Source organism: Edaphobacter sp., from assembly GCF_035532915.1.
GTDB lineage: Bacteria > Acidobacteriota > Terriglobia > Terriglobales > Acidobacteriaceae > Edaphobacter.
This window is the reverse complement of the sequence record NZ_DATKQC010000304.1, coordinates 1-2,420: the sequence shown is the minus strand read 5'-3', so window position 1 is coordinate 2,420 and position 2,420 is coordinate 1. Positions and strand designations below refer to the sequence as shown.

At 56.3% G+C, this 2,420-nt stretch carries 3 protein-coding genes; all 3 read right to left on the bottom strand.

The genetic code is table 11. The features are described from left to right. Positions 1-47: 47 nt before the first annotated feature. Positions 48-869: an ArdC-like ssDNA-binding domain-containing protein gene (locus VMU57_RS14490; RefSeq protein WP_325384625.1), complete on the bottom strand. Its 822-nt coding sequence runs from the start codon at positions 867-869 to the stop codon at positions 48-50. 269 nt (positions 870-1,138) lie between these two features. Beyond that, complete coding sequence (locus VMU57_RS14485) at positions 1,139-1,663, bottom strand: GNAT family N-acetyltransferase (protein ID WP_325384623.1); 525 nt, start codon at positions 1,661-1,663, stop codon at positions 1,139-1,141. After that, the gene (locus VMU57_RS14480) at positions 1,664-2,065 is read right to left on the bottom strand and encodes a hypothetical protein (RefSeq protein WP_325384621.1); all 402 of its coding nucleotides are present in this window, start codon (positions 2,063-2,065) and stop codon (positions 1,664-1,666) included. Positions 2,066-2,420: the final 355 nt, after the last annotated feature.

Genomic DNA, 2,420 nt, shown 5'->3' with positions numbered 1-2,420 from the left:
AAGCGGGTGCTGGCTAGCCAGCACCCGCTTTTTTGATTCAGCTGAGCCTATGCTGCCCGTTGTTGTGAATCCAGTTCTATGCCATCAAGGATCTGCGAAGCTGTCTGCTGTACATGGTCTAGACTTTCCAGAAGCAACTTGGCATCTCCACCGTAGAGCGCAACATAATCTTGCGCCGCAGTGCTCGTATCGAGGCCGATTGCTTTGCAAACTACAAAGGCGACCGCTTCGGCCTCGGTCTCGCGGATACGCTTCGTTGTGTCCGTGCGGCGCTGCGACTGGTGAAGGATGATGTGCGCCTGTTCATGTGCCAAGGTCGCAAAAGTTTCCGCTGGCGTGAGGTCCGGAAGTAGAGTGACTTTGCCCTTCTCCGCCAAGCCTCGCGCCGGGGCGATCCCAGACGAATAGTTGAGTTCGGTACCGCTCGCAAGGACGAACGCTTCCAATCGGGCGAGGTAAACGCGCGGGTCGCCAGTGACGCGCCCGATCTCGGGAAGGTCTTTCCCGGATGTTTGCTGTTCGTCCCAGACATAAACGGCGCGATATGCAACTACGTTGGAGGCGGCGTCTGGTGTGTCCGCGTCGCTGACGCTTTCTCTCCGTTTGCGGAAGATGGGAGCGAAAATCATGATTCCCTTCTGGCCCTGTCTGACTTGGCGACCCAACGATTGCCATGTCCGATAGCCTGCGACGCGTCTGGCGTTCGGGCACTGCTTGAGGATCAGAAGAACGTTGAGAAGAGAATAGGTTCTGAACTTTGCCATCGCCGCGAGATACCGCGTGAGCATCTTGCTGTCGCCTGAGTTGAGCGCGTCGGCAAGCTGGTTGATGGCTTCGTTTGTGACTTTCTTGATTGTTTCTGAATTCATTGTGTTTGTCCTTTCGGTGATTTGAAGGTTTGGTTCCTTCACCCGGACAGAGGAACCAAACCGAAATGCCGATACCGAAAGGACATGTTGTTTTGCGGCGGCTGGAGCGGGCCGCAACGGGCGTGACAGGTGGTCGTTTACCTGGCGCGACCATTGCTAGCGGAAGCTGGGCCCGAGACCGAATGGTAGACACGTAGGTCTGTAGTAGGCTGTTGGAGCTGCGGGAAGGACAAGAGGGGGAGATGCGGGAGCCAACTCTGGCGAAGCGTCTATCGAGAGCCCTTGCGTGCCAGACGAACGGTTCTTATATCGAGGAACATCCGCTGTGGTCCGTTTGTGGCCGCACCTTCCAATGGGACGAAGCCATAGCGCGCATACCAATCGACTCGATCACGATATGCGTCCGCGACGATGCAGCGACATCCGACTTCGTCGGCAATTCGGAGCGCAATCCTGAAGACTTCGGAAATGAGAGCATGGCCGAGGCCTTTACCCGAGAATCGGTGATCCACTGCATGCCGGGCCAACAGAACCAGCGGTAAATCGTATGGGGGAAGACCTCGGACGTACTTCTTTGGAGAGGCATCTCGCGGTACGCTCGCAGTGGCCAGAGTGAAATACCCAATGACGGTGTGCGGAGCCGCCTCATCAATCGCAACATAGGTCACACCAATGGAGATCTTCTGCTGATTGCTCCAAGCGTGCCGCCTCAGGTAGGTATTGAGCGGTTCATCGCCACAGTCGAAGGATTCGACCTCATCCGGCTCTTCGAGGCGACGAATGAGAACAGCCACTCAGCCTCGCATAGCTCGAACGAGGGGCTCTGTGGGTCCAGCAGGTTCTTTTGATGCGAGATCGGCGAGGCTCTCCAACTCCCGGTGTGTCCAAGGAATTTCTACGCGTGGCAGCGTGAGTTCAGGAGCGACACGTTCGAGTCGCGGCAACACGAGTTCTTTCCGCTCACCCATGGCACTTTCGCTGAAGATACGATGACCGCACTTTCTTTCCCATACAGCCCAGCGGAATAATGCCAGCGCATCAGAGAGAAAATCGGAGTTGCTGCCAAGCTGCAAGTCTTGTTTTAGTCCACGCACGATCCGATCTTCGGCGGGCGCTAAATCAGCTTGAAATTTAGCCCTCCGTGACGCCTTCGATGATGGAGGGTGCTTGTGAGCTTGGCGCGTTTTCAATGCCATAATGCTGCAATCCTCATCGTACTAAATCGCTCCCAGATTACTACACTCGGCATGATAATTCGAACCATTCTGGAACGATGGAAATAGGATGTTAGAACTCATGCGGATGAACGGGTGCGGCGCTAAGACGATTAGAATAAAACCTCATCAGTCCTGCGGGCAGTCGCCATCCAGGCAACGCGCCGCATCGCCTCACCATATCGAGCTGCGAGCAGTTGTTTCAATCCACGCGCCCGCGCGGGGCGCGACTGGGGATGCTCGCCAGTTATCACGCTCGAACCTGTTTCAATCCACGCGCCCGCGCGGGGCGCGACCAGGACCGCCTGGATTCCGCCGCCCTATTGGAAGTTTCAAT